Here is a 23,923-nt window from a genome sequence, read left to right as displayed (position 1 = left end):
GCACAGATAAATTTTAAAATAAAAATGCTCCTTATTTGGAGCATTTATTTATTGCTTTGTCAAATGTATAAGTTTTTCACTTGGCAATGTAGTTTTAAAATTACTACAATTGTCAGTTGTTATATCATAAAGTGGTAAAAACAGTATGCTCATATTATTGGGGGTTTCTGATTGTATTCTCAAGTAAGTATAACCGTAATCAATACAATTAATTTGATCTCCGGAAAAGTACAATAAATAAGCTTTTAAATCTTTTTGAAAATTATCACCAAAGAACTTCAATTCTAATTCTGAATCTGTTTTATTAAAATTATCATATTCTAAAATGCCACTCGCAGTGGTTATTTTTAGTCTGCCAAGTAATTTATCCCATTTTATATTTTCTCCTACATTTTCTTTTTTAATGAAGTTAAATTCATAAGTCTTTCCGTCACGAACCCCCTTCCAAGTTCCAACATATTTATCTAATTCATTATTCATATCTTTCAAATAAGCATTATCTGGTATATCAGACGGGCTAGTATTGAGAGGGTATTCTTGAGCTTTTAAACAAAAAGAAAAAATTGTAAGTATAATTAGAATCACATTTCTCATAGTGGTAATTTTACGGGCATAAGAAATGATCCTTACTGCTTAGTTAATACAATATCTTTTGGAAAATTAATAGGGAAATCTCCATGCTGTGTGACATAAGCGTTATGTATACAATCTTCTTTATAAATACTTGGCATGTATTCAAAAACTGGTAATATCTAAAGTTGCAGATTTACCACACATATTTTCAGGATAAAAATATAGACGTTTCCAATTTCCATTTTTTAAACTTCTTGACATACCAAATATTTCAGGAGATTGATTATTAAAATTAGTAATTCTATCTATTTCTATAGTACCATCTGATGCAATTATTTTTCTTTCACCAAATATATCATCTACATAGTAAGGGTGTGTATCTCCTGGAATAGAAGAATAATGTTTTATTTTTTTTAATTGAATATAAATCGTTTTATTATTCCAAGTCCCTTTCCATAAACCAACATATTTATCCAGTTCATTATTCATATCTTTCAAATAAGCATTATCTGGTATATCAGACGGGCTAGTATTGAGAGGGTATTCTTGAGCTTTTAAACAAAAAGAAAAAATTGTAAGTATAATTAGAATCACATTTCTCATAGTGGTAATTTTTACGGGCATAAGAGATGATCCTTACTGCTTAGTTAATACAATATCTTTTGGAAAATTAATAGGGAAATCTCCATGTTGTGTGACATAAGCGTTATGTATACAATCCTCTTTATAAATACTAGGCATGTATTCAAAATGCAAAGTCATTTGAGTGCCTGTAAAACTGGTAATATCTAAAACACCCCACTTTCCACACATATTTTTGGGAGAGAAATGAAATCTTTTCCAGTTACTATTTTTCGTGCTTGGAAGTACCCCTCTGATTTCAGCCCCTTGATCACCAAAATTTGTAATTCTATCTATTTCAATTGTCCCATTAGATGCTATTATTTTTCTTTCTCCAAAAATCACATCACTATAATAAGGGTGATTATCTCCGGGTATTGAAAAATAATATTTCATTTTTTTCAATTGAACATATAATGTTTTTCCATCCCAATTTCCTTTCCATAAGCCAACATATTTATCCAGTTCATTATTCATATCTTTTAAATATGCATTATTAGGTATATCAGACGGGTTTGTATTGAGAGGGTATTCCTGGGCTTTTAAACAAAAAGAAAAAATTGTAAGTATAATTAGAATCACATTTCTCATAGTGGTAATTTTTACTGGCATAAGAGATGATCCTTACTGCTTAGTTAATACAATATCTTTTGGAAAATTAATAGGGAAATCTCCATGTTGAGCTACATAAGCATTATGAATACAATCCTCTTTATAAAAACTAGGCATGTATTCAAAATGCAAAGTCATTTGAGTGCCTGTAAAACTTGTAATATCTAAAACACCCCATTTCCCACACATGTTTTCAGGGTAAAAACTAAGTCTTTTCCAATTAGCATTTCTTGTACTGTTACCAATTCCACTAAATTCTGGATTACTATTATCAAAATTAGTAATTCTGTCAATTTCTACTGTTCCATCTGCTGCAATAATTTTTCTTTCTCCAAAGATTCTATCTTTATAATATGGATGTGTATCTCCAGGTATAGAAGAATAATCTTTTACCTTTTTGAATTGAATATAAAGTGTTTTACCATTCCATGTTCCTTTCCATAAACCAACGTACTTATCCAATTCATTATTCATGTCTTTTAAATAAGCATTATCTGGTATATCAGATGGGCTAGTATTGAGAGGGTATTCTTGAGCTTTTAAACAAAAAGAAAAAATTGTAAGTATAATTAAAAATAAGTTTTTCATAATAAAGTATTTGATTTTAAGGACATTTTGATTCTGTAATTTTCCCGTTTACCAAGCTAAGCTGGGTATTTCCACTTGATGAATTTCTAAATAACTTAGCATTTGGAATATTTAAATGTTTACCCATAAATTTAAGAAATTCTTTTTCTAATTTTCCCATGTCATAGCTAACATTTCCACTTACATTCCCCACACTCTTCGCATTATCTAAATAATCATACATATAGTTATCATTCACTTTTTTTAATTGAGCTTCTGTATAATTAGGAAAAGCAGTTGCAGAAGAACCATCAAAGGTAAATGAATAATTTCCCCAACTAGTAACTATTGTAAACACAAGTTCATTGATAGGGATTTTAGGATTAGTAGAAGGATTATTATTGTATTCCTGAGCCCAAACAATCCACTGATTAAAAAACATAATATCTCCGGGAGAAAAGATTGGATAAAGACCGTCATAATGGGAATGCATTAAAGCAATGGTATTGGGAAATACTGACATATTTACAGTACTACTTCCCGGGGCATTTTGTAAAATTTGATTTTCGCCAGTATTACTAATCCTAAAGCCACTCTCATAGCTATCTCCTGTTTTATTTTCCAAGGCGGTAATATTATCTTTAAAGGTTGAATTTCCAGTCCTTATTTTCATAACCATACATGGATTAAGGTTAAGTTCCGGAGCTCCACCTCCCCCTCCACCAAGGTTATTATCTATACAGTTTTCATAAATGGAACAGCCTCCCGAAGTTCCACCGCTTCCCCCAGACGGTAAACCGTTGCCGTTGCCACCTGTTTTTGGAACTGTAATAATTACCGTATCAATATCGCAGGGAGGATAACCATCAAAACCACATGCAGACTTGCTTAACCTTTTATTTACAGCAGTTTTTACATACTGTGCCTTAAATAGGTTCAATATTTCCTGATAGTTCTTTTCATCCTGAGACATTTCATAATACTCAACTATGGTTTCATCTTCTCTTAGGCTAGCAACCATTATACCTGAAACCTGATAATTCTTAATTAAAGGAAAAAGGACATACTTTTCTTTGTTATCAGTAGTAAATTCCTGAGATCGAATATTAAATTCTATGTACCCGTCTGAAATGGTTTCCGACTTACTAAAAGACCTTTTCATAGTCTTTGCCGTATAGCTGACACTATAAAGACTGTCGTATCTTTCCATCAGGGTTTTAAAACCGTCTGCATAATCTACCGTTCTTCCATTTTGTTCAGAAAATACCTGAAACTTGTTAGAAGTGTATTTTTCATCCTGACTTTTAAAATAGTCATCTTCTGAGCTACAGGAATGAAATGTAAATAAAGATATGGCTACGGGGAATAACCAGGGAATAATTTTTTTCCTCATGTTTGTTAGTTTTTATGTGTTAAATATAATATAAATTTATTATATCCCAAATATGTGAAAATTAATTGATTAAAAATTACGGATTCCCGTAATACTAAATAAAAATATCTTTATAACATTGGTTTTATTGTAAATAGAGTAAAAGGTGCTTTTATTTCCCCACTTTGTTTTATATTCATGTAATTTCGTATCATTAAATACATGCATTACCATCAATGATATTCCACGAAATTAATTTTAAATTCTATGTTTTGGGGGTGTTGGTGTTTTCGGGGGTAAAATAAAAAAATCGCCCTTAATAGGGCGATTTGTGACCGCAGAAGGACTACACTCAATTAATTTGCTTCAACTTCTTAAAACTTAAAAACCTCTATGAATGCCATATTTTTAGAGGTTTTAATTATTTTAAATTCAACTTAATTTAAATAGCTTTCAAAATTTGGGCACAAATTTGGGCGCACATTTAGTAAATTGCAACACTATAAAATTTATAATTTATGGCTAAAGTATCTTTTTTCCTTAGAAGTACCGTTAAAAACAAACCAAGTAATATTTGCATTAGGCTTAGAGATAAAGACCTTGATGTAAGACTTGCAGTATCAGAGTTAAAATGCCTTCCCGATGAATGGAAAAATGGCAAATGTAAAATAGCATCAAAAAAAATGTTTGATACTGACACCGAATCAATTAATACAAAGCTTTCTAAAATTGAATCACATGTACTGCAAAAATATTCCGACCAAAACAGCATTTTAAATTATAAAATATGGCTACAATCTTGTCTTGACGAAATATTTAAACCGAAAGTAAAATCTATATATTCTTCAAATCTCATTGAATTTATAGATACTTACTTAGAACTCAACAAAAGTACAATAGCAGTAAGAACCAATTATAAAATTAAAGTCCTTAAAACAATGCTTACTGATTACTGTAACCATAATAAAAGAGTTCCCATAATTGAATTTAAAAATCTTGATAATTATTTCAAAGACGATTTTGAAAAATATTGTTTGAATATAAATTACAAACACGAAACAATATATAGTAAATTAAGAGATATTAAAGTTATTTCAAAATTTGCAAGTAATTACGATATTGAAACCCATCCACATACAAAAGAATGGAAATTGGGTTTAAGTAAATTTAAAAAGGATAAGCCGAAGCATATTTACTTAAATTTTGAAGAATTAGAAAGTATAAAAAAATCTGCACAACCACATGATTATCTTGACAATGCAAGAGATTGGCTGCTGATAGCCTGTTTTACGGGTCAAAGAGTGAGTGATTTTCTGCGATTTGAAAAATCTATGATTGTGGAAGATAAAGACATAAAATTTATAGAATTTAAACAGGAAAAAACAGGAAAGCTGATGCAGATTCCTTTGCTTAAAGAGGTACAGAATATATTGGATAAAAGAAATGGAAAATTTCCGAGAAAAATTTCTGATGTCAAATTTAACAAGTATATAAAAATTGTGTGCAAAAATGCTAAAATCTCGGAAATTGTTTACGGTCTTAAGTCTCAGGTCTTGGAAGATAAAACCAAAAGAGGAGTTTTAGGAGATTATCCAAAATATGAACTTGTAGCAAGCCATATCGGAAGAAGAAGTTTCGCAACTAATTTTCACACTCTAATACCTACGGCAGATATTATGTATATGACAGGTCATTCAACTGAGAAGCAATTTTTAGTGTATATCGGCAAAACAGAGAAAGAAATGGCGGTGAGAACAGCAAATAGCTTTGCTAAAATTGGATTTTAATAACTTACGTAAATATGATTAACATAGAATCCAAAAAAGGAATCGCATTAGATTTCATTGTTTATGTAATAGCTATGGAAAACCCTGTGTCATATCATGGCATACATGAGTTCTTTTTACAAAATTTTGAAGTAGAAAAGCCTGCACATATACCTGAAATTAGGGATATAAAAGCCAGGTTGGACGTTATACAACCAAACATAAGCATTGATATTAAAAATATAATTATCTCAGAAACGATAAATGACTTATTCTCTCTTTACCCAGACAAGCTGTCCCCTCAAAAAGTAGAAAGCTCAGAAGAATTAATAACAGATTATTTCGAGTATATAAACCGTTTTCTAAATATAAATGCAGTAATTGTTAATGATGGAACAGTAGATTTTCCTAATATTGGGTCAATTGATGAAATTTATAATGACGAAGAAATTAATAATATTGTATCTGTAATTAAGACTATAATCATTATTACAGCTAATATAGTACACCAACTTCAAAAACATACATTTGAAAATTTACCAATTTATGAGAATGAAATTAATTCCGCTGTCATATCAGAGCATTTTCAAAATTACTTACTTCTTAAAATTATATCTCCAAATATTTATATAAGTTATTATGCATCACTTGTATTGTCTTTAGAAAAAAGGGCATCAAACTTTTTAAGTCGTTTTATAAGGGAAGTTAATGGTGTTTCAGAATCAGTTCTTATAAACAAATATTCTAGTCGTGAAAAATATCTGGATTATCAAATAAATGAAAATGAAAAATTACTCTTTGAGCATTCATTTCAAACTCCGCAACTAGATGGTTCTTTTTTTGCTTACACCGAATCTTCAATTATGTCTTTACAATCATCCTTTATCTCTTTGGAAGAATCTCTTAAAAACTACCTTAACATATTAAGCGCATCAGAACTATTACGATTTGCAGACCTTACAGGAGTCAATTTATATCAATATTTAGAATTAAATGCGGAACATTCTCTTTACGGAATGAAGCTAAAATATCTGAATTTACTGCGATATGGAGAAAAAGTGTATTCACAGGAAAACAAGTTTCTTGAGAATGAATTAGATATTTTTATGAAAGAAAAATCGGCTTTTGTTGATTATCTACAATCAAAATCCTTTGATAACGATGCTGTAAAAATTATTTTAAATGCACTTTCAGAAAATAAATATAGTAGTAATGGTATTAAAGGAGTAGAATTCAAAAATGACATTTATTTTTTTAGGTTTTGTTACTTCTTCTATATTTTCGATTACTTCTATGAGGTAGAAGGAAAGAAATTTGATACCATTGCTTCCTTTGAAAGAATTACTAAATTCAATATAGATAATAAAAGAGAAGTAAAACAACAATATCTTAAAAATTTTATTGACATTGATAATCCGCAAGGTAAACACTATCCTTTCACCTTTAAAACTACTGATGCTTTTCTTACAGAAATTGAATATTCATTAGGAATTAATAGGGGAAAATTAAAACCAATTCCAGGATAAAAAATAATTAAAATTTTTACAACTGATAATCAGTAAGTTAAATTGTTTTGTCTTAAAAATATTTTCCCTGTTTTTTCCCTGTTTTCCCTATCTGAACCTTTGCATCATAATCTTAAACAAATAAAAATTATGACAAATTCAGCAATTCAATTGATGCAAATAGATTTAGATTCTTTTGGTCAATTCATTCAAAAATTAGTTAGAGAAGAATTAGAAAAAATTATTCCTGTACAATCAGCGGAAAAAGAGTTTTACACTCGTGAAGAAACAGCAAGACTTTTAAATGTAAGTTTGACAACCTTATTTCATTGGAATAATGACGGTACATTGAAAAATACCAAAATAGGCAACCGAGTATATTACTCAAAAGATGAAGTATTCTCAAAATTGAACCAAGCTTCTTAAAACAAATCGGGAAATTTCTCCCATTCCAATTATTTCTTAATCATTTACCACACTTTTATGTTTAATCAAAGCACAGTTGAGTATTGTGTGGGTATCTCCTGTGCCAAATTTAAAATAACAATTATCATGTCAAATATAATTCAATTATTAGGTCAAAGCTATAACATAAGTCACCATTATGAAGGTTTAACGACAATTTCAGAACTAGAATCCTATCTTACCCTTGCAGATATAAATAGATATAGCCAGTTAAAAGCAGATATTGAAAAAAATGGAATTAACGCCCCAATCCTATATCATACAACTGCAAACGGAATCAAGCTCGTTATTGACGGTCATATACGCTTAAAAGCCTGTATAGAGTTGGAAATATCGGATATTCCAACAAAAGAAATCAAAGAAGACTTTGAAACTCTTTCTGATATTCAGTTCTGGATGGTTAAAAATCAGTGTCAAAGAAGGAATCTTACACAAATACATAAAATTCAACTTGCCTGTTTACATGAAGAAAAAATACAACAAACTGCAAAAGATAATCTTGTCAATGCAGGTAAAGGTAATAAAGTTGAAAAAGCAGTTGATACACTTTTAGAAATAGCAAAAATCGCCAATGTTGGCAGAACAACTGTTGCCAGATATAAGAAAGTTGTAAGCAGTGGTTTAGTAGATATTATTGAAAAAATGATTACGGAAGATTTGAGTATTTCTTCCGCATATAAACAGGTTCAAAAAGCTATAAAAAACGAATTAAATGCAACCATGAAAACTGAGGTTCAGGAAGAAACTCAAATTGAATCTGAAGTAATCGAAACTGAAATCCATAAGCCACAATATGTGAATGATATAAATGCTGGTATGCATCTTTTAAGGGGCAATGAAGTTGAATGTTTAATTATGACAAAAGATGAAAATAAAGTAAATGACTTTGTGTCTCAACAGCCTAATGTTAAATATGCTGTATTTATAATTGAAGACTAACCTTATACACACGGGTACAAGGCTGGAAAACAGAATCTTTTTACTACTACACCGCACCTCTCTGCGTACGCACACCTTAAAAGTCTTATAAAGGCCCGAAAAATCAACTAAAATCTTTTTATAATCAAATACTAGGCATAGTAAAAATAGCTATGTATAGCCCTTGCTATGCCTTTTTTAAATAAAAGAAACAATGAAACTACAACAATATAAAACAAAAAGCTCAGACCATAAAATAAATGCGACAGCCTTTTATCACAAAGATTTTAAATGGAAGGTAATATTACCTACAAAAGTTTATAACTATTTGGTAGATATGATTGAGAAAAAAAAACCGTTCAAAAAGTTTAAATTATCAATAGCAATGTATTACTTGAGCCTAATTATCAGTATTCCTGCCCGTAAAAAAGATAAAGTCTATAAATGGGGGTATGTCCCGATGAGTTCAAGAGCATTAGAGCAGAAATATTATGAGTACAATCTATACTTTGACTATTTTCTGGATATTGAAATTGTTCAAAAGACTAATTATTCAGCATTTACCCATAAAAGTAATAGTTACAGATTTAATTATTCTGCAATTAAAGCTGAGGGTACGGAATGTCTGGATTTTGAAATTTATGAGATTTCAGATAAAAAACTAAATGAGAAAATTTTGGATGAAAACTTTTCAAATAACTGTACCCATCTAACAAAATGGTTTAATCAGGGACTTGTTATTGATTTTGATAATTTAATTGAAAGTTTGGAAGGTAAGTTTTGTTATAATAAATATGATACAGTATATAACAGACCTAACCCAATGATAGCAAATGTTTATAATTATTGGCATTATGCATTAATGATGAAAAATCAAATTTTCAGAGCGACCAGAGACATTAACACGGATAACCGACTGCATACAAACCTTACTAATCTTCCAAAATCATTTAGACCTTTTTTGAGCTACAATGGCGAAACTATTGCAAGTCTGGATATTAAAAATTCTCAACCTTATTTTATGGTTTTGTTGTTGGAAAGATATAATAATGAGAGGGTAAAAGAAATTATTCAGTCGATTTATCATTCTAAAACTGATAGTCTATTAAATGAATTATCAGAGATTGTTAGTACTCAGGAATTTAAAGAAGAATTCAAGGACGTAAAAGAATCAATTGTATCAGGAACATTTTATGAATATTTAGGAGAGGTTGTGTTTAATGAGATTAAACCACATAAAATTATTTGTGATGAGGATGGCGAAAAAATAGAAATATACGAATCTTCTTTTTACAACAGGGACACTGAATATATTGAAATCAAAGAGTTCAGAGGTAAAAGAAATCTAATGAAAAAACTTACATTGCAGCTTTTATACACCCCGCTAAAAAGACCTGCAAAAGAATATGATATTTTTAAAAATCATTTGCCGACACTGTGCAGATGTATGGAGCTTTTTAAGACACAATTTGATAGCAAGGATTCTTATAAAAATTTCCCAAAATTACTGCAACATATTGAAGCCGATTGCATTTTGGATTTTATTACTACTAAACTTGCGGAAAAACACCCTGATATGCCACTTTGGACGATACATGATTCAATATGTACTACTTTGGAATGGTTCCCATCTATGAAAACAGAATCAGAATCATTATTTTTAGAGTATTCTCAGGGTTTGAACCCAAAATTTGAAAGTGAAAACTGGCTTTGAGAACCCTAAAAACTTACCTAGTATGGATTATATGAGAGTAATAGAAATATAAATAATAAGTAGTAAAATATTTATAGTACTATGGTATTATCTTCGAGGTTTTTGCTTAAACTGTCTGTTCATGGTAGTTACGGCATATTTTTTCATACTGCAATATAACGTTGGTTCCCTGCTATGTAATCTATGGTAAAGAAATGTTTTTAAGTTATTCTGAGGGTGTTTTACCGAGTTTTAAAGGAATTGCGGTGTAATAGTGATGAGTGCCTGAAAGTGGCTTAAAATTAAAATGATTGGCTTTATCTATCTGTGGTAGAGCCAATCATTTTTTTATTTGTGAAAAATCATTTACCTACAGAAATTCAAATATTCTTTTCGTACCCAACCAGTTTCAGCGGTATTAGTTTTTATAACTAAACACCATTTTATATTATCTTTTAAAATTTCTACTTGGTCATTTTCTTGTAATATAAAAATTTCCTTAGATGAATTTTTGGGATAATTTCTTATTGAACATTTTTGATTTGCCTTTGCTAAAATATTGCTGTTATTATTATAATTATTAATAATCTGGACTGTTGTGGGAGAATTTTGATTTTCTCCTTTAATTTTTTCTAATATTATTGGAACAAGAATTTGCTGAATCAAAAACAAAATAAATAATCCAGAATATTTAATAGATGGATTGCTAACAATATAGTTTTTAATTGAAGTAACTAAATTATTGAATATCTCTAATGAACTCTCATCCAATTCTTCCGCATGGTTTTCTAACTCTTGCGTAAGTATTTCAATTTCTTCACGAGTAGGTATTTGTATTGCCTCATTTAATGATATACTGGCAAGTTGTGTCCAATAACCAATAGAATTAATTTTGTTAAAAATTTCACTATCAAGCAGCTGTGTGTTAATACTCTTCATGGCTGCAAGTGTTGGCTCATTAGATATACGGTCAAACTTTCTAACTAAATCATAAATGGAAGGTGGTAATCCTACTTTTGTATTTTTATTAAACTCATCTAATATTGTTGAGTTACTATAAGCGTTTAATTTTCTAGTTACCTCCATAAGAGGGGATGAAATAATACTATTAAGTTGTTCAGTAAAAGTAGACAACTTTCTTAAATTTTCAAGGTTATTTAAACTTTTCATTTTTTTGTACTTTTATTGTTCAATTCTATCATTGCATCTATATAGTACTAAAGATTGAAATTATTTTTTCTTAAAAAAATTTCAAATTCGGTCTTTATACTTTCAATTTTTTCATTTGTAATTTGTTTCAAAGCAGATGAGTAAATTAAATGGTACATTGAGCCTCCTTCAACAGAACTAGCACGATATATAGCTACAGATTCTCTATATTTTTTCCATTTCTCAAGACTTGCTTTAAACAGTTTGATATTAATTGAATAATCTTCATCAATATTTTTTTTATTTTGAATAATAAATTCAATTAAAAGATTTAACTCTTCATCTTTTTGTTTAAAACTATTATCTGCTTCTGCATTCATTTCTACTTGTGTTTCTGGTGAATTTGGATATAGAATTTCCCAAACAAAATTGTTGACTAACTCTAAAAAATCTCTACAATTGTTGAAATTTTTAATTATTACCTCTTTTTCTATATTGATGTTTGTAGCAAATTCATGACAAAAAATATGTCTAAATTCATAAGTTTCCTTTATACTTTGTATAATTTCTGGAATACGATTTCTCCTACTGTCATTTAAAATATTTGGAATCTTATATATTGATTTTTTATTAAAGTTTTTAAGCTCATCTAGAAAATCTTTATCAATAATAATAGATAAATTTGAGTTTATATCTTCAAAATTGTTGAATGATAATATATGACCAACAAGCTCTCCTACAGTTATAGATTTTGTTTGTATAGCAGCAATTATTTCAAAATCTAATTTGATATTTTTTGATTGATTAAAATTCGAAACATTCTTATTATAAGGTTCTCCGAAATCTACAAATTCTTTTACTACTGATTTGAAAAAAGCTTCAAAACAAGCAACCGTTGAAATTGGTATATATTTTAAAACCTCAATATTATAATCTCCATTATAATTAATAAACTCACTTAATGCATACTCAATATCATTAAGTCTCGAGCTAAAATCATGTCTAGAATTAAATTCAGTTCTAGATTTTATTGATTTTATTTCTTGTATAAAATCTCTTTTTGCCAATTTTCAATTTATGTTAAAGTTTTTTATTTGGTTGAAAACAAATAATTTTTTTAATTAAAGCTATTGCGTTTACTTATCTAATTCTAAACCATTTAATAAGGACTTCCCTAATTCCTTTTCCCAAAAATCTTTATCTTTTAACAATTCTTCTTCAATTTTCTTTTGCTGTTCAGAATTTGGAAGAGTCATATTAGCAACAACCTCTATGCGATTTCCTAAAAAAGAACAAATTGGGAAATACATTAAGTCCTGAGGTATATTAAATATTCCACCATTTGGATTAATTAAAACATCCTGAAGAGTATTTTCGTCACCATATTCTTTCAAGACAGCCCAAAATATGAACTTGTTGAACTTACCATAAATCAACAAACAGGTCTGAGGTTCATTATCTACAATTGTTGCATCAAAAATTCGAGTTAGATAAAAATCAACTCCTTTTAATTCTGTAGGATTAAATTCAACATTATCAGTCAATAAAAGACAGATTTTGTTAAAATTTTCAGGAGTCTTACCTGTTAGTAAAAAACTTCTCCATTCGGTTTCTGCATCAATTAATAAATTATAATACCATTTTTTATCAATATCTGAAGTGGATTCTAATTCTAATATAAGTATCCTCCAAAGAAATGAAATAGAGAAATAATATAGATTTTCATCATATTTAAGAACCTTATTTCCTGAAAGGTGAGGACGAAAAATATTTTCAGCAAACCATTTTTCTCTAGTTGAAAAATCTTGTTCAGCTTTTCTACATAAAAGATGTTTTTTTATGCCATCCTGCATTCTCTTATCTGGCTCAGTATAATTTCTTAAATATTTAGAACCTGTTTTTTTTGTGTAATTAATTACAAATTTTGGAAAAATATGACTTTCTTGTAAATCTGACTCTTCTTTATAAAGCCTACAAATTCCTTTCATTTTAGTATATGTTTTTATTAATGCTTAATTACAATAATTAGATTTTTGAATTTAGTAATTTATTTTGTCTGGTTTATGAGTGTTATTACTTCGGAACAAATATTCATAATAATTTCTAAATCACATCTAAAAAACTCCCTTCTGGTTGATAATCTATATATATCTAATTTTTCATGTATAATTTTCTCTGCTTCGACACAATCTTTTGTCAAGTATTTATGGATTACAAAAAAATTATCAATTGTACTTGTATTGGAGAGTTCTTTGCTTCTAGTTTTAGCATCTCTTTTTGTTAGACCAACTTTGAAAATATTTTCCTCATGCGCAGGTTGTCTCATAATATAAATATAACCTGCATTCTCATTCGTAAACTTTTCAACTTCTTTAATTTTTGTCACAACTTTAGGAGCGGTATAATAAGTATCATTACGCTCTACCCAAGTTTTGCCAATAACTTTTTTTCCATATTTATCTAAACCCTCCTCTTCAACACCAATTCTTTTCCAAAAACCTGATTTTTCGATTTGAAAACTATTATCATTTAATTCTTGATTTTTAATGAAAGCGTGAGAATCTGATTCTAAATAATATAAAGGTTTAGCATAAATTTTATACTTATTTGGAGCATTTTGAAAATTACGTTTCACTAAAGATGACGTTAATAGTTCCGAAAGTTTTGTTTCATATGTTACATTAACTAATTTATCCTCATTCTCAAATACATAATATGGAAGTGCTAAGCAATATTTTGCAAAATCAAACACAGCATCATATTTACTTAATTCTTTTAATTGATTATTAAATATTTCTTTTTTTTCATCACTTGTCAATTGCGATTGCTCAGCAAAAATTGCAAAAAAATCATCAGTCAGAACTCTGAAACTGAGGTTTTCATCTCTGGCAACATGACGAATGTCAATTGTTTTACGTTTAATATCAAAAAGTAGTGAAACATTATAACTCCATAAATCATTATTCTCTTTAAAATTTACCACTTTCGCATGAGTTTCGTCAGTTTCAATCGTTAATCCTAAAGATTTTTTTCTTTCACTCATTGTCGCATATAGTGCTTCCTTTGTTTTGTCCTTTAAATATTCTTCTGCTTCAGCTTTATCATATGTCTCTCCACATTGCAATAGCATTGATACTTGATTACCTTGCCTAACAAGAGATAAGTTTCCGATAAAAAATGAAATATCATTTGTACTAGAAAAATTATACTCTTCAAAATCAGAATTAAATTGAAAATGATAAATTATACTTTCAGGTATATTTTCAAAATAATCAATATTATCTAAATCGAAATCAGGAGATGTTACAAAATTCAAAAAATCTAAAAGAGAAATAGAATAAGCTTCTTCTTCATCAATTAATTGAATAATTGAATTTTCCGCATTAAAAGTAAAGAATGGTTCTAGAATATTAAATGATGTAGGAAATGAACTTGGACCAAGATTTAAAAATCGGCTAGCATATTCTGTTAAATAGTATCGTATTGTATTTTCGTTTACTGTGTCTAAGCCATTGTACGTCTGCAAAACTACAATTTGTCTACCTATATCAAATTTTCTCTTTAGCTTTTTCCATAATTTTGGATTTTGAACTTTTAATCTTTCAGTAAGATTTTCATCTTTTTTTTCTGGGAAAATTGAAAAAAATGTTTTTGGTCTCATATTTACATTTCTGTTGGAAATTTTAAAAATAGCATCTTGTTTTTTACTAAGAAAAATTATAACCAGTCTTTAAATATTTCAAAAAATCTTCAATTTACTTTCTTACATTTCCCCTTATAGAATCTATTAATACTAGTTCCTTTCCATTGATTTTATATATATACTCTGGGTACATGGCATCATTTATTACAAAATCTTTAAAAGTGAATTTGTCTAAGTCTTTTCTCTTATATTCTTTGATAAAATTCTTCCCTATCTTACTTTCATCAATAATATAAGTTGGCTTTAAATTTATATCACTATAGACACCATAAGGGTTATATACTTGTTTTACCCCCCTTGGCTCTAAAGTAATATGTATCAATGTATCTTTTTCTCCCTTGTCAAAAATTAGCTCAAAGATATACTTTTCATCTTTAGGGTTAATAAATGGTGTTTTCTTTTTTATCTCCTCATCAGAGGGAATAGGATTTTTTTTCTGATAATCAAGAACTACTTTATATAAGTTATCCTGTAATCCTGAGTCATTTTTATGTTCTTTTTTGCAATTCAAAAGAAAAGTTAAAGATGCTATAAATAGAATTTTTTTCATCATCTAAAGTCTTTATTATTATTAACTTGTCTTATTAGTTTAATCCCCGTGGGTGTCACATTATATAGATTTTTAGACCCAGGAAAGAAAGTTCTATATTCATAATTTATAGGCTTACCTTTATTACCATATACTACATTAAAATAATCTCCAGATATAGATTTGCCTTTATCACCCATACTATATCTTTCTGTAAAGTTAGGGTCTCTTTTTGTACCATAAGTTTGGTTAGAGGGGTGATTATGAGTTAATCTATTTTCACTCCCTTCTTTTACACCTATATGACTCATACCAGGTGACATTTCATCAGAATTGTATGTTTGTAGAGATATAAATCTTTTATCACCTATATTAAAGTCAGTTAATGAAAATTCAACAGTAGAGTTACTAGCTGAAAAATTAAACAAACTAGTCATATCACTTTCAGTAGATGCAGTATGCTCTTTTATAGCCTGATGATAAGCTCCATAGCTATCTGATGTATTTCCATCTCTATAATATTGTAGTTGTCCAACTATTCCTTTTTGAACAGTAACACTCTTACTTTTATCTATATTACCCTTGCTATCTGATGCAAATAATGTATCAGTTTTATCATTTGTCTTTTCTATTAACTTAACCTGTCCATTTTGGAGCAACTGGAAATTATCAAGAACACCTCTTCCATCAGGGTCAATATTTTTTATTGGGTTATTCATAACCATATTATAAGGAGACCAGCTTGAATATTCTTCACTCAAAGGGTCAGGTGAAAACCATCTCCCTGCTGTATCTAAGTAAGGTTGTGCATCTGGGTCACTTAAATCTATTTCTCTGAACTCTGTAATTTCTTTAGTTTTCCTATTGTATTTTACAGAACCAATATTAACTACAGCATCCATATCATGGAATTCTAAGTATTTTCCTTTGCTGAGTGTAGCAATTTTAGGATAATAGCCACGGTCTTTAAAAGGATTCCCAATAGCAATATTTTTTCTTCTTCTTTCAGCTTCTTCAGGAGTAATGGAATCTCTGGTCTTTAGAACCTCATCCATATAAGGTCTGTTTCTTTCTTCTTTAGTCAGTTTTACAGGATTTACCCATTCCTTTTTTGTCTTTGTATTTAATTGAGTTTTCTTAACCTGAGCTTGTGTAATTCCAGTGAGAAGAACAAAACCAGTCAGTACAATTCTTTTCATAGTCATTTGTTATTTTGTAAAGTTATTCATTAATTTTTTATTCTCATATTTATCTCTCTCAGTTCTCAGAGAAACAAGCCAGTCTAAATACATTTCCTCTGGCATTTGTCTATATCCGATATCATAAATATGTCCGTACTCCATTGTGATTAGTTCCATAAGCTCCTTAGCCTTTGGGTCTTGTTGGGCTTTTTTTATGTTTTCAGGATTAGTTGAACTCAAATTTTGTTTATCCATCAACTTTTCAAACTGCTGTTTATGAGTTTCAGCCCTAAGGATAAGAGCCTTTGCAAAGTTTGGATAAATCTCTATTGCCCTGTTTACAACTTTTAATACAAACTCACCATCATTGCCAGGGAAATTCCTGTTATAAGCCTGTGCTAAATCAAATAAGCACAATGCTAAACTTTCTTTATCGTTCAAAGCCTTCATAAACACACCGTTTTTAATGGCATCCAAATGGATATATCCCGAAGCCATCAACCATGAATCCTGAGGAAACATTCCACTGGTAAGCTCTGTATTATACCAGCCATCAGATTTAATTTGATGTTTGATGTACACATGATTAGGGGCTAAGGCTAAATTGGCTGTTTCTCCTAATTCTTCTGCCAAAATTTTGTACAGGTAAGGCATGGAATTACAGTTTCCTTTTTTGGTAGCTAATAATTTAGATACAAATAAGTTGGTAATATCATTATGCCCAAATACATCCTTAAAATCGTAATTAAAAGGCTTATACTGTATTACGGTGTCTTTTACAGCAATAGGCAAAGTCTGGCACATAATAGAGTATATTGCTGCATATTTGCTCACTTTATCCTTATCAGATTGTTTGTAATTTAAATCCCTGTTGGCTACAATAGCTTTGGCAAATTTTGTTAAAAACCTGATTTCGTTATTGAGTTGTACCGTATCAAGCTTTCCTTGAAAATAAGCATTCTCTACACTGAATACAGCATCTTTAAAGCTATATTTTTGCTTGTCATTCAGCATGTTGTCAATGGTCTGATAAGCATCATTGTAAAACTGGTTATTTTGGGCTTTAACCATTCCTGAACTTAGCCATACCAACACTAAGGATATAATGGATATAGCTTTATGAGATAAATATTTTTTCATTATTGCTATAAATGTTTTGGGTCTATTGGGAAATACTGGGCTTTCTCGTTAGACTGCTGAGATTCTTTTTTCTTTTGTTCCTGAGCTTTTCTCAAAGTTTCCTGTTGTTTCTGCTTTTGCTTTTCAGCATTAATTTGTCTCATTCTTTCAGCAAGAGCTTCACTTTTCTGCCTGTTGGCTTCACCTTTCATATTCCCCAGCCACTCTTCATAAGCCCCTTCAGTCATCGGGACATAGCCTAAATTGTCAATATTATTGAACTGGGCTTTTGTCTCCTGTAGTAGTGCCAATGCTCTCGGATAAAATCTGATATTTTGTAGTTCCTCAGGATTTTCAAGATTTTTAATGCCTAATTGCCCTGCTACATACTCCAGTTTAGCTTGCTGAAAAGTTGATTTTAGTAGGTTTGCATATATATTTTTTGGTGAGTATTCTAGTGCTTTATCCAAAGTTTTTCCTACAAACTCATCCATTCCATATTTATGAGCATAACCATTGGCTAAATCTGCATAAAATTGTGCTAATAACTCTTTTTTATCTTGCTCCTTCATATAAATATCATTCTGTAAAGCTTCTGATTTTATATAACCTGATTCAAGAATAATAGAACTTGTAGTAAATATCCCATTGGTAAGCTCTGCATTTTGCCATTCCCCCTCTTCATCCTTAAATTTGACATAAGTATGGTTGGGAGCAAAGGCTAAGTGAGCTTCTGCATTCATTTCTTCTGCCAGCATCAAATAATACAAAGGCATGGAATGACATTGCCCAGAGCCTGTTTTAAGGAGTTTGGAAACAAACATCTTATTCCAATCCTTTGCACCCATATAATCCTCAAAATCATATTTGATAGCTTTATGCTGAACTCCTCCCAACTTCATGCCTTTAGATAGGTACTCAAAAATCATGAGGTTTTTATCTGTATTGCTTTCAGTATCCTGCTTTCTCTCTTTCATTTTCTGTAAGAGCTGTTTTGCTGTTTTCTGAATTCCAGATTTAAACTGATTATAATTTTGTTTATTCCCATAATAGGCATTCTCCACAATAAAATTGGCTTCACTTATAGAATAATTGTCAGTATTGAGTGAGCCTAATTGATTGTAAGCATCATAATAGGATTGTGTGCCTGCTTTTCCTGAAAATGAAGGCAGGTTATAATAAGAATCTTCTAAGGCTTGTTGGTTGTAATAATTCTCCTGTTTATTTCTGAGTTCCTGTTCCTGAGCCACTTTCCTAAAGTCTTCTTCCATCATTTTTGCATTCTGTTGCTGAATCTGTGAGCTTCTGGAATTGTACAACCCACCATGAGGAACAGAGGGAATAACAGACCTTGCTGGACTTCCATAATTTGGATTTGAAAAGTTACCCAAACTACTAGGGGTAGGGGCTTGGGAAGTAGGAAAGTTAGGAATCTGGGAAAATCCTAATGTCCCTGTAAATAAAAATATGGCACGAAAATAAACTTTTAACATTATATATTGTGGTTAATTACAAAAATAAGTCTTTTTAAACCCACTTCATAGTGATTCTCTAAAGTTTTATTTTTGCTAAATTAAATCGATAAAACGTCAAAACTTGACGTGTTTTTTCCCAATTTTCCCGATGTTGGTTTTAGATGATTAAGCATTGTCATCTACCTATCTATTTCCTGACGGAGTTATATAATAAGTATAGTTTTCTCCGATTGCTAAACTGCCCTGAAAAAACTCAACATATTTTAAATCCTCTTGGATGAAAACACCTCCCCAGTTTGATGAGTATTCATAACCTTTTTTACGGTCATTATATACCTTGTTTTTTAAATCTCTATAAGAAAGCTCCCCATCAGCTTTTTTAAACATAATTTGATTATCATTTATAATTACATAGGAATCACTTTTTATAGTTTCGTCTTTTATGCGCTTATTATTATGGTCAAAAATAGCAATATTATAAACAGGTAAGGTTTTACCATAATTAGATTTTATTTTACTATCATTACTGTAATCATTTGAAGAATTGTTTTGATAACTACTACTGTTATTACTACTGGAACTGACATTAGTAGAAGCTGTTACATTTTTGATAATGGTATTTGCAGAATCATATAGCCATTGTATAACACGATTAGTTTCATTGGCTGATGAATAATTAATCCTTGTTCGATTTACTTCATTAACGCAGCTTTTTTGGAAAGTATCATGTATAAGTTGCCTTTGTTCGTCCGTTACGTTTAAATTATTGATTTGATTAGAGATTGAATTTACGGCACTTTGAACTTGCTGAACATTATTGTCATATCTATTTTGCTTTGCTGTCATTGCATCTCCTAAGCCTGAAATGCTTAATTGTTGTGGGTCACGATATTGTGTTGGTTGCCTGGTATTACTTGAAATGTTTGAGCCATCAACATTGTACATCTCCCATTGTTTAGCGAAACTGTTATACTTTTCATAGCTAATCATATTCCCATTTGGGTCAAAGTACTCATATCTATCATAAAATGAATTGTACTTTTTAGTAACTGATTGAGAAAAACAAAAAGTTCCGATTAATAAAGATGCGGAAAGAATAAACTTTTTCATAAGCGATTTATTATATCACTCAGCCCCTAAAGTGAAAGGTTTGTAAATACAAAAAGCGTGGGACTAAAGCCTACGCCCTTAAAGTACCGCCAAGCACTTATCCGACACAGCAATAGCCCACGCAGAGCGTGAGCGATATGCTTTACTTGTCGGATTTCTCTTGAAATTGGCGGTTTCTAAGGACTAGTAAAAGCTAACGCTTTATATTTTTTCGATAAAATTCTAGCTACAAAAGTATAAAATTTTACGAATCTTTTGGCTTTGCTTCAAAAACCTGTGAAAATTTTTTCAGCATTAAAGATTTTTATCTACGTTTTAGGTGTGGTAAGTAATCTCTATGGCTTTGTCTGGGTAAAAAATCATTGGTTTAAAATAGGTGCAATTTTGTCAATATATTGTATGACTATTTACACCAAAATGATTTAATTGCTTCCCCACAAAATGTTACAATAGATATGTATTATGAGTGCTTTTATTTTTGTTAGCTGTTGGGTTACTTTCAGACAACATCATATATACTGACCTATTTACCCCACCGTCTTAAATTTTTACTATAAAAACATCCCCCCTATGTCAAATCTCAAAATTTTCATATAGGCATCCCGACAACACCTACTATAAGCTAGGTTTATACGGGTCGATACGTTTTTTTCCAACCGCCCCTACCAACGATTTTAGTTTTTTGACGGCTGTTTTTTGTTTTGTTTCGCTCGGAGTGATTAAAAAGTTTTTAACTAACCTCGGAAATATTGATTTTTTGAGTAAAAAGTACCTGAAACACTTGTGTTTATGGGCTTTTTGTTGTATATTTATACATCTTTACAAGCTACTTTTAGCCTTGTGTCTTTGGGTACAAGGTTCAATATAAAAACAAAAATGCCTAGCTGTCTCGAACACAACTAGGCGTATCAATAAATTTTAACTACACTAAAACTTATCGACATGACAAAGTTAACAAATTGTCTTGATACTGCTAGTATCTATGTATCTACGTACGCCAAGTACAACAATTCAAGCCTGTATGGCAAATGGCTTAACCTTTCAGATTATTCTGATTTTGAAGAATTACGACAGGTAATGTATGAACTGCATTCTGATGAATCCAACCCTGAATTTATGTTTCAGGATTATGAGGGTTGCGAACTATTTGAGAAATTAGGATTGATAGGAGAAAGTTTTTTATCTCCCGAAATTTACAACTACGCTGAGCAAATAAATGATTCAGAGTATGATTCAGAAGTTTTTGAAGCAGTTTTAGATAACTTTATAGGCATTAATTTTCAAACTGCCTACGAGTACATAAATAATTTCTATCACGGTGAATATGCAAACGATATTGAGTTCGTGGAATATTTATATGAAAATGATATACCGTTCAATCTCCCGAGTTTTGTAGTAATAGATTGGGAAGCTACGGCACGTAATATTATGTATGATTATTTTGAGTCAAACGGACATTATTTTAAATCGTAGTATATTTGTATTAGAGTAAATGCTTTGTATAGATTTTACAATTCAGATAGATTTAATCAAGTTTAAGCAGATTAAAAAAAGGATATTTCTAAAATTTGGGCACAAACTTGGGCACAAAAATAAAAAAGAGAAAATGCAATTATCTTATTTTTAATAATTTACAAATTCTCTTTTTATTAAAAAGTGACCGCAGAAGGATTCGAACCCTCACTGTCGGAGCCGAAATCCGAAGTTCTATCCATTAAACTATGCAGCCGGTTGGATTAGAAAGTAATCTTCACCCCTCCTAAGATCTGGGCTCCAAGAACTTTATATCCTTTATAAGTTTGATATTTTGAACTCAGAAGATTATTTCCAAGCGCGAAAATACTGAAATTTTTGTGAATTTTATACTCTGCTGACAAATTTAAATCCGCATATCCTCCTACTTTATCATTCCTGTTTTCCGTAGACTGATATATCATAGCGTTAACCACCTGAGGATCAGCTACTCCTTCTATCGCAAAAGAATTGGTAGTTCGGTCACTTGCAAAGATCCCTTTGAATCCTAACATCAGTTTTTTCTCAAACAGGGTATATTTAGCTCCAATGCTCGCATTCAGTAAAGGAACGTTATAAATATCATCATAATTCTTAAGGTCATATCTGGTGAACTTCACTTCACCGTCTATACTAAGGTTTTCCAGAGGAAAATACTGGATGCTTCCTTTGATATCACTTACATTTCCATCATCATACACTGCAGAGAAAGTATTTGCAAAATTATAAGCGGATCGGTTAAGGGTATACTGATTATCAAACAGTCCATTTCCCTGGTAGAAAAGAATATCTTTCATCTTTCCGAATCCTGCGGAAACATCATATTTAAATGTTTCATCAATATCTCCTCTTAAACCTACATAGAAATGATATTTGGTTTCCGTAGGCTTCAGCATCTGATCAGAAACCAGGTAAGGATTAACCTGTAAAAGATCACTATATGTATTAAGCTTTAAACCTCCGTCTACCCCACCATAGAATTTAAATTCTTTGGCTGCTGCATATTGGAATTCAGCTTGTGGGAACCAATAGGTTTTATTGTTTTTTACCTGTGCCATCTGATCATTTGAGTTCTTCCCGTTCAGGAAAGCAAATGAGGAACCTATCATTAAATAAGAGTCTCCTTTTGCAAATGTCAATTTCGGAGCCAGGCTGGTATTAAAATAATTGGAAGAGTTTCTTTCCCTGATGGAAAAATCAGTTTTTACTGCTTCCAATCCTACTCCTAAATCTGCATTTAAATTGATCCCGCTGCTGGAAAGTTCAATCGCATGTTTGGATAAATTGGCTAAAATAGACACCTGATTTTCCTGTGCATCAAAATAGTCCTTTAAGAAAGATGATTTTACGCGTACATCATTAAGGATTTCATTGGAATAAAAATCATAGTATCCGTTTACTTTAAACTGATTCACTCTTTGCTTAAGGTCAACATCCGCGGATGGAGCCAGCGCATAAATCCCGTAATAGTTATAATTGTTAAGCCCGTATTCCGCATTCAGGTTGAATTTCCCTTTATCTCCATAGGCATTCATGAATGCTGCGATATTGGCAGAAGTCTGCTTGGAGTTCCAATCGTAATCTTTCTTTAATCCATTGGTGGAAAGCACGTGCGCATCCGCTCCTACTTCTATTTTATTTTCCAGGGTTTTAGAGATATTGGCATCGGCAAGGATCTTACCATAGTTTCCCATTCCAAACCTTACATAATTATTCTGAGCTGTTCCGTCAAATTTTGGAGTAACATCTTCGCCCTGAATAGTAGAGGTTTTAAAATCGGATACTGCAGGAACATCCGTAATGGTATATTGTACCGGGTTCTGAGATTTTTCTTCCGGCGGATAGTTCTTAACCGTTTCAATGGAGGTTTTCTTCTTCTCAATCCTTTTTACTTCCGGTTCTCTCTTCTTATTAAGAATAAGTTTTTCTTCCTTGATCTGGGAAAACGCAATCTGTGAAATCCCTAAAAATAATATAGATAATAATTGAATTCTCTTGTTCATTACTTATTGTATTAATCTTTGCTTTGCCACAATACATTGTACATGAATAC

At 30.5% G+C, this 23,923-nt stretch carries 21 protein-coding genes and 1 tRNA gene; 6 read left to right on the top strand and 16 right to left on the bottom strand.

The features are described from left to right. Positions 1 to 48: 48 nt before the first annotated feature. From ABJ974_RS06655 to ABJ974_RS06635, 5 genes are all read right to left on the bottom strand, one after another. Entirely contained in the window at positions 49 to 594 is a 546-nt protein-coding gene (locus ABJ974_RS06655) for a DUF6705 family protein (protein WP_419870603.1), read from the bottom strand. A gap of 141 nt (positions 595 to 735) precedes the next feature. Beyond that, entirely contained in the window at positions 736 to 1,176 is a 441-nt protein-coding gene (locus ABJ974_RS06650; RefSeq protein ID WP_419870602.1) for a DUF6705 family protein, read from the bottom strand. A 33-nt stretch (positions 1,177 to 1,209) separates the two neighbouring features. After that, positions 1,210 to 1,785 (bottom strand): DUF6705 family protein, encoded by a 576-nt coding sequence (locus ABJ974_RS06645; protein WP_419870601.1) that lies wholly within the window; start codon positions 1,783 to 1,785, stop codon positions 1,210 to 1,212. A 33-nt stretch (positions 1,786 to 1,818) separates the two neighbouring features. Continuing rightward, entirely contained in the window at positions 1,819 to 2,394 is a 576-nt protein-coding gene (locus tag ABJ974_RS06640; RefSeq protein WP_419870600.1) for a DUF6705 family protein, read from the bottom strand. Between the two features lie 16 nt (positions 2,395 to 2,410). Then, on the bottom strand, positions 2,411 to 3,766 hold the full coding sequence (locus ABJ974_RS06635; protein WP_419870599.1) for a hypothetical protein: 1,356 nt from the start codon (positions 3,764 to 3,766) through the stop codon (positions 2,411 to 2,413). Between the two features lie 497 nt (positions 3,767 to 4,263). Here ABJ974_RS06635 and ABJ974_RS06630 point away from each other — a divergent pair, with 497 nt between their 5' ends. The 5 genes from ABJ974_RS06630 (at position 4,264) to ABJ974_RS06610 (ending at position 10,113) form a co-directional block, all read left to right on the top strand. Next, positions 4,264 to 5,532 carry a phage integrase SAM-like domain-containing protein gene (locus ABJ974_RS06630; RefSeq protein ID WP_419870598.1) on the top strand — a complete coding sequence of 423 codons (1,269 nt, stop codon included), beginning with the start codon at positions 4,264 to 4,266 and terminating at the stop codon, positions 5,530 to 5,532. Between the two features lie 14 nt (positions 5,533 to 5,546). Then, entirely contained in the window at positions 5,547 to 7,037 is a 1,491-nt protein-coding gene (locus ABJ974_RS06625) for a hypothetical protein (RefSeq protein ID WP_419870597.1), read from the top strand. Positions 7,038 to 7,166: 129 nt separating this feature from the next. Continuing rightward, positions 7,167 to 7,442 carry a helix-turn-helix domain-containing protein gene (locus ABJ974_RS06620; protein WP_419870596.1) on the top strand — a complete coding sequence of 92 codons (276 nt, stop codon included), beginning with the start codon at positions 7,167 to 7,169 and terminating at the stop codon, positions 7,440 to 7,442. Positions 7,443 to 7,568: 126 nt separating this feature from the next. Further along, positions 7,569 to 8,420, top strand: coding sequence for a ParB N-terminal domain-containing protein (locus ABJ974_RS06615; RefSeq protein ID WP_419870595.1), 852 nt, complete (start codon positions 7,569 to 7,571; stop codon positions 8,418 to 8,420). Between the two features lie 193 nt (positions 8,421 to 8,613). Next, positions 8,614 to 10,113 (top strand): hypothetical protein, encoded by a 1,500-nt coding sequence (locus ABJ974_RS06610; protein ID WP_419870594.1) that lies wholly within the window; start codon positions 8,614 to 8,616, stop codon positions 10,111 to 10,113. 345 nt (positions 10,114 to 10,458) lie between these two features. On the opposite strand, the gene ABJ974_RS06605 is transcribed toward ABJ974_RS06610, so the two are convergent. The 9 genes from ABJ974_RS06605 to ABJ974_RS06565 all read right to left on the bottom strand — a co-directional run bounded on the left by ABJ974_RS06605 (position 10,459) and on the right by ABJ974_RS06565 (position 20,358). Next, on the bottom strand, positions 10,459 to 11,262 hold the full coding sequence (locus tag ABJ974_RS06605; RefSeq protein WP_419870593.1) for an SH3 domain-containing protein: 804 nt from the start codon (positions 11,260 to 11,262) through the stop codon (positions 10,459 to 10,461). 47 nt (positions 11,263 to 11,309) lie between these two features. Continuing rightward, the gene (locus ABJ974_RS06600; RefSeq protein ID WP_419870592.1) at positions 11,310 to 12,308 is read right to left on the bottom strand and encodes a lysozyme inhibitor LprI family protein; all 999 of its coding nucleotides are present in this window, start codon (positions 12,306 to 12,308) and stop codon (positions 11,310 to 11,312) included. Between the two features lie 69 nt (positions 12,309 to 12,377). Continuing rightward, positions 12,378 to 13,229: a hypothetical protein gene (locus ABJ974_RS06595; protein ID WP_419870591.1), complete on the bottom strand. Its 852-nt coding sequence runs from the start codon at positions 13,227 to 13,229 to the stop codon at positions 12,378 to 12,380. A gap of 59 nt (positions 13,230 to 13,288) precedes the next feature. Beyond that, on the bottom strand, positions 13,289 to 14,902 hold the full coding sequence (locus ABJ974_RS06590; protein ID WP_419870590.1) for a GIY-YIG nuclease family protein: 1,614 nt from the start codon (positions 14,900 to 14,902) through the stop codon (positions 13,289 to 13,291). 94 nt (positions 14,903 to 14,996) lie between these two features. Beyond that, on the bottom strand, positions 14,997 to 15,497 hold the full coding sequence (locus ABJ974_RS06585; protein WP_419870589.1) for a hypothetical protein: 501 nt from the start codon (positions 15,495 to 15,497) through the stop codon (positions 14,997 to 14,999). Beyond that, a complete protein-coding gene (locus ABJ974_RS06580) occupies positions 15,494 to 16,672 on the bottom strand; it encodes an RHS repeat-associated core domain-containing protein (protein WP_419870588.1) in 1,179 nt (392 codons plus the stop codon). Before ABJ974_RS06580 ends, ABJ974_RS06585 begins: the two co-directional genes overlap by 4 nt. 9 nt (positions 16,673 to 16,681) lie before the next feature. Further along, entirely contained in the window at positions 16,682 to 17,794 is a 1,113-nt protein-coding gene (locus tag ABJ974_RS06575) for a hypothetical protein (protein WP_419870587.1), read from the bottom strand. A gap of 5 nt (positions 17,795 to 17,799) precedes the next feature. Further along, positions 17,800 to 19,266, bottom strand: coding sequence for a hypothetical protein (locus ABJ974_RS06570; protein ID WP_419869786.1), 1,467 nt, complete (start codon positions 19,264 to 19,266; stop codon positions 17,800 to 17,802). Positions 19,267 to 19,431: 165 nt separating this feature from the next. Continuing rightward, the gene (locus tag ABJ974_RS06565) at positions 19,432 to 20,358 is read right to left on the bottom strand and encodes a hypothetical protein (RefSeq protein WP_419870586.1); all 927 of its coding nucleotides are present in this window, start codon (positions 20,356 to 20,358) and stop codon (positions 19,432 to 19,434) included. A 942-nt stretch (positions 20,359 to 21,300) separates the two neighbouring features. Here ABJ974_RS06565 and ABJ974_RS06560 point away from each other — a divergent pair. Next, entirely contained in the window at positions 21,301 to 21,831 is a 531-nt protein-coding gene (locus ABJ974_RS06560) for an antirestriction protein ArdA (RefSeq protein WP_419870585.1), read from the top strand. A gap of 184 nt (positions 21,832 to 22,015) precedes the next feature. Here the strand turns inward: ABJ974_RS06560 and ABJ974_RS06555 are convergent. Next, positions 22,016 to 22,087, bottom strand: a tRNA-Arg gene (locus tag ABJ974_RS06555). A 7-nt stretch (positions 22,088 to 22,094) separates the two neighbouring features. Further along, positions 22,095 to 23,873 (bottom strand): TonB-dependent receptor, encoded by a 1,779-nt coding sequence (locus ABJ974_RS06550; protein WP_419870584.1) that lies wholly within the window; start codon positions 23,871 to 23,873, stop codon positions 22,095 to 22,097. Positions 23,874 to 23,923: the final 50 nt, after the last annotated feature.

This window comes from Chryseobacterium sp. CT-SW4 (assembly GCF_048572715.1).
Lineage (GTDB): Bacteria > Bacteroidota > Bacteroidia > Flavobacteriales > Weeksellaceae > Chryseobacterium.
The sequence above is the reverse complement of the archived record's forward strand: the minus strand, read 5'-3'. Positions and strand labels throughout refer to the sequence as shown.

Bases quoted from the DNA above. Each gene is read 5' to 3' on its own strand.
- ABJ974_RS06655 (WP_419870603.1), bottom strand. From the start codon at position 594: ATGAGAAATGTGATTCTAATTATACTTACAATTTTTTCTTTTTGTTTA.
- ABJ974_RS06650 (WP_419870602.1), bottom strand. From the start codon at position 1,176: ATGAGAAATGTGATTCTAATTATACTTACAATTTTTTCTTTTTGTTTA.
- ABJ974_RS06645 (WP_419870601.1), bottom strand. From the start codon at position 1,785: ATGAGAAATGTGATTCTAATTATACTTACAATTTTTTCTTTTTGTTTA.
- ABJ974_RS06640 (WP_419870600.1), bottom strand. From the start codon at position 2,394: ATGAAAAACTTATTTTTAATTATACTTACAATTTTTTCTTTTTGTTTA.
- ABJ974_RS06635 (WP_419870599.1), bottom strand. From the start codon at position 3,766: ATGAGGAAAAAAATTATTCCCTGGTTATTCCCCGTAGCCATATCTTTA.
- ABJ974_RS06630 (WP_419870598.1), top strand. From the start codon at position 4,264: ATGGCTAAAGTATCTTTTTTCCTTAGAAGTACCGTTAAAAACAAACCA.
- ABJ974_RS06625 (WP_419870597.1), top strand. From the start codon at position 5,547: ATGATTAACATAGAATCCAAAAAAGGAATCGCATTAGATTTCATTGTT.
- ABJ974_RS06620 (WP_419870596.1), top strand. From the start codon at position 7,167: ATGACAAATTCAGCAATTCAATTGATGCAAATAGATTTAGATTCTTTT.
- ABJ974_RS06615 (WP_419870595.1), top strand. From the start codon at position 7,569: ATGTCAAATATAATTCAATTATTAGGTCAAAGCTATAACATAAGTCAC.
- ABJ974_RS06610 (WP_419870594.1), top strand. From the start codon at position 8,614: ATGAAACTACAACAATATAAAACAAAAAGCTCAGACCATAAAATAAAT.
- ABJ974_RS06605 (WP_419870593.1), bottom strand. From the start codon at position 11,262: ATGAAAAGTTTAAATAACCTTGAAAATTTAAGAAAGTTGTCTACTTTT.
- ABJ974_RS06595 (WP_419870591.1), bottom strand. From the start codon at position 13,229: ATGAAAGGAATTTGTAGGCTTTATAAAGAAGAGTCAGATTTACAAGAA.
- ABJ974_RS06590 (WP_419870590.1), bottom strand. From the start codon at position 14,902: ATGAGACCAAAAACATTTTTTTCAATTTTCCCAGAAAAAAAAGATGAA.
- ABJ974_RS06585 (WP_419870589.1), bottom strand. From the start codon at position 15,497: ATGATGAAAAAAATTCTATTTATAGCATCTTTAACTTTTCTTTTGAAT.
- ABJ974_RS06580 (WP_419870588.1), bottom strand. From the start codon at position 16,672: ATGAAAAGAATTGTACTGACTGGTTTTGTTCTTCTCACTGGAATTACA.
- ABJ974_RS06575 (WP_419870587.1), bottom strand. From the start codon at position 17,794: ATGAAAAAATATTTATCTCATAAAGCTATATCCATTATATCCTTAGTG.
- ABJ974_RS06570 (WP_419869786.1), bottom strand. From the start codon at position 19,266: ATGTTAAAAGTTTATTTTCGTGCCATATTTTTATTTACAGGGACATTA.
- ABJ974_RS06565 (WP_419870586.1), bottom strand. From the start codon at position 20,358: ATGAAAAAGTTTATTCTTTCCGCATCTTTATTAATCGGAACTTTTTGT.
- ABJ974_RS06560 (WP_419870585.1), top strand. From the start codon at position 21,301: ATGACAAAGTTAACAAATTGTCTTGATACTGCTAGTATCTATGTATCT.
- ABJ974_RS06550 (WP_419870584.1), bottom strand. From the start codon at position 23,873: ATGAACAAGAGAATTCAATTATTATCTATATTATTTTTAGGGATTTCA.